The 5,124-nt window shown below is 68.0% G+C and carries 6 protein-coding genes and 1 pseudogene; 2 read left to right on the top strand and 5 right to left on the bottom strand.

Going from position 1 to position 5,124, the window contains the following annotated elements; all coding sequences use genetic code 11:
- A pseudogene (locus ACFWF3_RS23590) lies at positions 1 to 364 on the top strand (acyl-CoA synthetase); the annotation flags it as partial.
- Positions 365 to 454: 90 nt separating this feature from the next.
- Here the strand turns inward: ACFWF3_RS23590 and ACFWF3_RS23585 are convergent.
- On the bottom strand, positions 455 to 1,633 hold the full coding sequence (locus tag ACFWF3_RS23585; RefSeq protein WP_379315300.1) for an FAD-dependent oxidoreductase: 1,179 nt from the start codon (positions 1,631 to 1,633) through the stop codon (positions 455 to 457).
- Between the two features lie 99 nt (positions 1,634 to 1,732).
- Here ACFWF3_RS23585 and ACFWF3_RS23580 point away from each other — a divergent pair, with 99 nt between their 5' ends.
- Positions 1,733 to 2,317 (top strand): TetR family transcriptional regulator, encoded by a 585-nt coding sequence (locus ACFWF3_RS23580; protein ID WP_379315299.1) that lies wholly within the window; start codon positions 1,733 to 1,735, stop codon positions 2,315 to 2,317.
- A gap of 79 nt (positions 2,318 to 2,396) precedes the next feature.
- Here the strand turns inward: ACFWF3_RS23580 and ACFWF3_RS23575 are convergent, their stop codons facing one another.
- From ACFWF3_RS23575 to ACFWF3_RS23560, 4 genes are all read right to left on the bottom strand, one after another.
- Entirely contained in the window at positions 2,397 to 2,786 is a 390-nt protein-coding gene (locus ACFWF3_RS23575) for a type II toxin-antitoxin system death-on-curing family toxin (protein ID WP_379315298.1), read from the bottom strand.
- Complete coding sequence (locus ACFWF3_RS23570; RefSeq protein WP_378990641.1) at positions 2,783 to 3,022, bottom strand: type II toxin-antitoxin system Phd/YefM family antitoxin; 240 nt, start codon at positions 3,020 to 3,022, stop codon at positions 2,783 to 2,785. The genes ACFWF3_RS23575 and ACFWF3_RS23570 overlap by 4 nt, the downstream gene beginning before the upstream one ends.
- 52 nt (positions 3,023 to 3,074) lie before the next feature.
- Positions 3,075 to 4,172, bottom strand: a complete 1,098-nt coding sequence (locus ACFWF3_RS23565; protein WP_378990640.1) for an acyl-CoA dehydrogenase family protein — start codon at positions 4,170 to 4,172, stop codon at positions 3,075 to 3,077.
- A 22-nt stretch (positions 4,173 to 4,194) separates the two neighbouring features.
- On the bottom strand, positions 4,195 to 5,124 hold a 930-nt coding region (locus ACFWF3_RS23560), incomplete at its 5' end, for an acyl-CoA dehydrogenase family protein (protein ID WP_379315297.1).

The raw sequence follows: 5,124 nt of genomic DNA, 5'->3' as shown, positions 1-5,124 counted from the left end.
CACCATGCTCGGCCGTGGTTCGGTGAGCATCAACAGTGGTGGCGAGAAGATCTACCCCGAAGAGGTGGAGGGCGCCCTCAAGGCGCACCCCGAGATCTTCGACGCGCTGGTGGTCGGGGTCGAGGACGCCCGCTGGGGCCAGCGTGTCGTCGCCGTCGTCCAGTGTCGTGGCGAGAACCGCCCCACCCTGGCCGACCTGAAACCGGTACTGGCCCAGGAGATCGCGTCGTACAAGCAGCCACGCAGCCTGTGGTTCGTCGACGAGATCAAGCGCTCGCCCGCGGGCAAGCCGGACTACCGCTGGGCCAAGTCGCAGACCGATGAGCGGCCTGCGGACGAGCACGCGGAGGCAGGCTCGGCGTAGTACCCGCACGATACGAACAAGCCCGCCCGGCAGCGTCGCCGGGCGGGCTTTCGTCGTGTTCGGAATCGGTGGTGGGGAAACGGGTTCCGGTCAGCGGTTGCCGAGTTCGGAGAGTTGGTAGGCCAGCTTGGCACGGACCGCGGGGATGCGGGTGAGCAGGCGGAAGGCGGTGTTGCGGGCGGTGCGTGCCGGGGCGGACTGGAGGGTCGCCATCGAGGTCATGCGGTGGGTGAAGGCGACGACGTCGAGGGCGATGGGCCTGCGGGTGGTTTCGTAGGTGTCGAGAATCGAATCCGGTTCGCCTGCGTCGACTTTCGCCAGCAGAGAGCCCAGGAGTGCCGCGTCCTGGATGCCGGTGTTCATGCCCTGGCCGCCTGCGGGGCTGTGGACGTGGGCGGCGTCGCCCGCGAGGAGGACGCGGCCTGCGCGGTAGTGGTCGGCTACGCGGTGGTGGACCCGGAATCGGGAGCTCCACAGCACCTCGTCCACATGGATCTCGCCCGCTGGGCCGCGGGTGTTCAGCAGGGTCTGGATATCGGTGCGGGTGGGGTGTTCCGGGGCGTCGTCGACGGTGGCGACGACGCGGTACCGGTTGTGCGCGTCGTCGGGGAGGGGCGCGACCACGGTGACGCCTTCGGGGGAGAGGTGCAGCGACACTTCCGAACGCGGGGTAGGCCAGCTCATGCGGACGTCGGCGAGGACGAAGGAGGCGGGGTAGGTATCGCCCGTGAAGCCGATGCCCGCTTGCTCGCGCACGACGCTGTGCATGCCGTCGGCGCCGATGACATAGTCGGCCTCGATCTCGCCGCGCTGGTCGTTCTCGTCGACGTATTCGACAGTGACGCTGTCGTTCTCGTCGCTGACCCGGGTGACGGTGAGCGGCCGGTGCACCGTGCCGCCCAGCTCGTGCAGCCGGTCCAGGAGCACCTGCTCGGTGACGTCCTGCGGCACCATCAGCGTGTACGGGAAGGCGGTGGGGAGATCGCCGAACTCGATGGTGGCCAACGTCTTCGCGCCGTCGTGGAGCTTGAAGGTGGGCACCTGGATTCCGAGTTCGACGAGCTTGCTCGTGATGCCGAGCCCGTCGAGCACCTCGAGTGTCCTGGCGTGCACCACCGCGGCCCGAGAAGTGTTGGCGCCCTCGCCGAGTCGATCGATGAGCACATGGTCGACGCCGGCTTCGGCGAGCACGATCGCGGCGGTGAGCCCGGCGGGACCCGCGCCGACGATGACGACGGAGGTGGCTTCGGGAAGTGAGGTGGCGGGCATTTCGACTCCTGGTCAACGCTTGTTTGCCAACGCTTGTAGGCATAACGGTAAACCCGCTCACGGATGAAAGTCAACAGTTGTTGGCCTACAATTGTTGACATGCCTGACCAGGAGATTCCCGCCCGTCGTTCCGACGCAACGAAGGCCGCCATCCTCGAGGCCGCCCGCGCCCGCTTCGCCGCCGACGGCTACGCCAAAGCCACGATCCGCGCGATCGCCGCAGACGCCGAGATCGACCCGTCGATGGTGATGCGCTATTTCGGCAGCAAGGACGGCCTCTTCGCCGCCGCCGCTCAGATCGACCTGGACCTCCCCGACCTGAGTGCCGCCGACCCGAACGCCATGGGCGAGTTGATGATCCGCCGCTTCCTCGAGATCTGGGAGGGCAACGACAACACCGTTCTGCTGATCCTGCTCCGCTCTTCGATCACCGACGAGGCGGTCGCGGCCCGCTTCCGCGAGATCTTCGCCGACCAGGTCCTGCCCGCCGTCCTCCGCTTCGGCACCCCCGCAGACGCCCCGCGTCGTGCCGCGCTTATCGTCACTCAACTCCTGGGCCTGGCCCTGTGTCGGTACGTCCTGCGGCTGCCGCCGGTAGTCGCGCTTACGCCACAGCAGATCGTCACCGACCTCGCCCCCACCCTGCAGCGCTACCTGACTTCGGGGTTGGATCTCCATCGGTAGGCAGGAGTGCATCGGTGCCTTGCGACGCCATTTGAGGCGCGGCCGGCCTACGGCGTCAAGAGTCGGTGAGAACCGGTAATCAGTGCTTCAAAGCGGTAGCGAGACGGGATGCGATCTCGGGAACATCGATCACTGCGCCACTGGCGACGTCGATCATGAGGTTGTACGTGAGGTCTTCGTCGAGAGAGCTCGTGTCGATGCCGTTGTAGGCCAGGAAGACGATCGCGCCAGCGATGGCAAGACGCTTGTTGCCGTCGACGAGTGGGTGGTTGGCTGCGATCGAATGCAGGAGCGCTGCGGACTTCTCCCAGATGCCTGGGTAGGCGTCGGTCCCGAACACGGTGGTTGCCGGGCGCGCGGCCGCCGAGGCGAGCAGTCCCGCGTCGCGTACGACGTACGGCCCTGCCACATCCTCGGCGATTGCTCGCAGGTCGGCGACCGTGAGGTAGTAGATCTCCGCTTCGCTCACTCGGCGAGCCTGTCGAGCAGGCTCCTGTGACGCTCGGCGAATTGTCGCGATAGTGCGCGGACTTGGCTGTTTGCGGTCTCGGCCATCGAATCCGGCACCACGGCCGCTACGCGGCGGCCATGACGGGTCAAGTGCACGACGGTGCCGCTCTCGGCGGCCGCAATCACCTCGGCGAGGCGCTCCCTGGCTTCACTTACCGGGAGTTCCCAGTTCTCGGGCGAGGGGGCTGCAGTCATGCTTTGAATTGTACATCTTGGCCGACAGTTCGTACGAACTGTCGGCCAAGAGTTAGTTCGCCAGTTCCGCGCCGAGGGCGAGGAGGTGGGGAGTTGCGCCGCCGAGGGCGAATTCGTGGTGCTTGGCGGCGGTGAAGTAGTTGTGGGTGATGTGGTCGCGGTCGATGCCGAGGCCGCCGTGGACGTGGACCACGGTGTGGGCGACCTTGTGGCCCGCTTCGGCTGCCCAGAACTTGGCGATATGGATGGCCTCGGCGGCGGGCAGGTCCTCCGACAGGCGCCAGGCGCCCTGGGTGACGGTGAGGCGAAGGCCACCGATGTCGATGTAGGCGTCGGACAGGCGCTGGGCGACCGACTGGAACGAGCCGATCGGCTTGCCGAACTGCTCGCGGGTACGGGTGTGCTCGGCGGTCAGCTCGAGTGCGCGCTCCAGCGTGCCGAGTTGCAGGGCCGAGAGGCCGAGCCAGGCGTGTTCGCGCAGCCAGGTGAGGATGTCGGCGCCCGCCTCGATGCTGCCGAGCAGTTCGGCCGGGGTGGCGGCGAGGTCGACGGCGAACTCGGGGCTCAGGTCGACGACCTGCTGGGCGGTGCGGGTGACCGAAGCGTGCTCCGGATCGACCACGAACACGCCGACACCGGTAGAGGTGATGGCGGGCACCAGGATTCGTTCGGCGCGATCGGCGACGGCGACCGTGGTCGCGGTACCGGTGAGCGTCCATCCGGCGCCGGCGGCCTGGGCGACGATCCCGGGTGCGTCGGTGGTGGCGCGCAGTTCCTCGGCCAGCGCGGCGGTGAGCACGATCTCGCCCGCGCCCGCGCGCGCGGCCAGCTGCTGCTGGTCGGCATTGCCGAACTTCGCCAGCGCGCCCGCGCCGAGGACGATCGACCACAGGTAGGGCACCGCGGCGACGACGCGGCCGAGTTCACGCAGGATCGCGGTCTGCTCGAGCATGCCGAAATCGCTGCCGCCCAGGGCTTCCGGCAGCGCGGCGGCCAGCACGCCGGTCTCGGCGAGCGACTTCCAGAGCTGCTCGTCGAAGCGGGCGGCGGTGTCGAGTTCGCGCAGCCGATCGGCGGTGACGAGCTTGGCGCAGATCTCGCCGGTCAGCCGGGCGAGATCGGTCTGGGCTTCGGTGGGAGTGAAATCCATGGGGAGATACCGGCTTTCGGGATCAGCGGGCGGACGCGGGCTGGCGCAGGGCGGTCATGGCGATGATGTCGCGCTGGACCTCGTTGGTGCCGCCGCCGAAGGTGAGAATCAGTGCGGCGCGGTGCATCCGCTCGAGCCGGCCGAGCAGTGCGGCGCCGGGGGAGTCCTGGCGCAGGTACGCGTGCGGGCCGACGACCTCCATCAGCAGGCGATAGGCCTCGGTGGAGAGTTCGGTGCCGTAGACCTTGCAGGCGGAGGCGTCCCACGGCTTCGGCGCGGCCTCGCCGCCCTGATCGGCGCGGCTGGCGATCTCCCAGTTCAGCAGCTTGAGGTATTCGACCTTGGCGTGCACCCGAGCCAGGTTGAGCCGGGCCCATTCCTGGTCGATCACGCGCTTGCCGTTGGGCAGGGTGGTTTCCCGTGCCCACTCCACGGTCTGGGCGACCGCGAGGCTCAGCGGACCCGCCGAGGTGAGGGCGACTCGTTCGTGATTGAGCTGGTTGGTGATGAGCGACCAGCCGCCGTTCTCGGGACCGACCACCGACGAGGCGGGCACCCGCACGTCCTGGTAGTAGGTGGCGCTGGTGTCGGGCCCGGCCATCGTGTGCACCGGCGTCCAGGAGAACCCGTCGACATCGGTCGGCACGATGAGCATCGTGATGCCCTTGTGCTTCTTGGCGGCCGGATCGGTGCGCACGGCCAGCCAGATGTAGTCGGCGTAGGCGATGAGGCTGGTCCACATCTTCTGGCCGTTGATGACGAAGTCGTCGCCGTCGCGCACCGCGGTGGTCCGCAGCGAGGCCAGGTCGGTACCGGCGCCCGGCTCGGAGTAGCCGATGGCGAAGTGCAGCTCACCGGAGGCGATCTTGGGCAGGAAGAACTTCTTCTGCTCTTCGGTGCCGTATTGCATGATCGTCGGCGCCACGGAATTGAGCGTCAGGAAGGGAACCGG

Origin of the sequence: Nocardia sp. NPDC060220 (assembly GCF_042727815.1) — a bacterium.
Taxonomy (GTDB): Bacteria; Actinomycetota; Actinomycetes; order Mycobacteriales; family Mycobacteriaceae; genus Nocardia.
Note: the sequence above shows the minus strand (reverse complement) of the source record. Positions and strands in the feature narration are given on the sequence as shown.

Coding starts and splice junctions, on each gene's coding strand:
- ACFWF3_RS23585 (WP_379315300.1), bottom strand. CDS start 1,633: ATGCCCGCCACCTCACTTCCCGAAGCCACCTCCGTCGTCATCGTCGGC.
- ACFWF3_RS23580 (WP_379315299.1), top strand. CDS start 1,733: ATGCCTGACCAGGAGATTCCCGCCCGTCGTTCCGACGCAACGAAGGCC.
- ACFWF3_RS23570 (WP_378990641.1), bottom strand. CDS start 3,022: ATGACTGCAGCCCCCTCGCCCGAGAACTGGGAACTCCCGGTAAGTGAA.
- ACFWF3_RS23565 (WP_378990640.1), bottom strand. CDS start 4,172: ATGGATTTCACTCCCACCGAAGCCCAGACCGATCTCGCCCGGCTGACC.